Source organism: Vibrio sp. 1580, assembly GCF_033340055.1.
This window is the reverse complement of record NZ_JAWOVT010000090.1, coordinates 1-1,001: the sequence shown is the minus strand read 5'-3', so window position 1 is coordinate 1,001 and position 1,001 is coordinate 1. Positions and strand designations below refer to the sequence as shown.

At 47.1% G+C, this 1,001-nt stretch carries 1 protein-coding gene and 1 pseudogene; both read left to right on the top strand.

What is annotated here, in order from left to right; translation table 11 throughout:
• Positions 1-216: pseudogene (locus tag R7093_RS24235) on the top strand (L-arabinose isomerase); the annotation flags it as partial.
• 46 nt (positions 217-262) lie between these two features.
• Positions 263-781: a hypothetical protein gene (locus tag R7093_RS24230; protein WP_005500066.1), complete on the top strand. Its 519-nt coding sequence runs from the start codon at positions 263-265 to the stop codon at positions 779-781.
• Positions 782-1,001 lie beyond the last annotated feature (220 nt).

Sequence of the window (1,001 nt, the reverse complement as noted above, 5' to 3'; positions counted from 1 at the left end):
TGGGAACCTCAGCCCAACTTAAATATCGCAGCAGCTGCGTGGATTCACGCTGGCGGCGCACATCACGCAGTGTACAGCCAAGCTGTCACATTGCCGATGCTTGCCGACTACGCTGAAATCCTTGGCATCGAAATGGTTGTGATTGACAACAGCACCAACTTACGCCAGTTCAAACAAGAATTGCGTAACAACGGAGTGTATTACCGTCTCGGTTAAACCACACAAATGTGCTCCCGCTTAGGGAGCACTTTGGAGTCAATTTGTGAATGATACAGACGTAGAAACCGTGCCCACTTTTCAACTGGAAAAAACTCGCTGGACGCTCAACCTTTCCACTGAGCAACCAGCGAGTTTCGAGCTACAGCGGGATGGTAAAACGCACTTTATCGGCACCATGGAAGTATTAAACAACGGACAACTCATTGCCGTTCACGATGCTGATTGGCGCTTTAGGCACAAGCCAGAAAAGCTCGAACAATGGTGTCAACTGCACCATTCAGAAACCTTATCCATCAATATGAACTACTACTTTGCTGATGATGCTCTCGTGATCGAGTATTTGGCGAGAAACACGGTTCCAACTCGCCTTGATATCCGTCATACCATCAAACAAGTTGTCGATTCACCTGTCGAAGACAACGAGCAAGCGCGAAGTGCGAAGTGGCAGCACCAAAGAGATGGATTACCAAGTGACTTCTTATCGAAAACCGCTAAGACGGACTTTTTCCGAGAAGCCTTTTCTGCCAAACAATGGATCGTTCTAGAAAACTGTGAGGAATAACGACGACAGTTTTTCCGCTCCAGAATAGACTGATGAAAAAGTAAATTAGTTGAAATATGCAAAACAACGACCCTTTAAAACCCGGCTACAACTTTGACGCACACCTTGTGGCTGGGCTTACCCCCATTATCGAAGGCGACGAGCTCGATTTTGTGATTGATCGTCCGAACGGGATGAAAGGGTTCATCATCAACATCACGAGCCAAGGTGAAGGAACGAT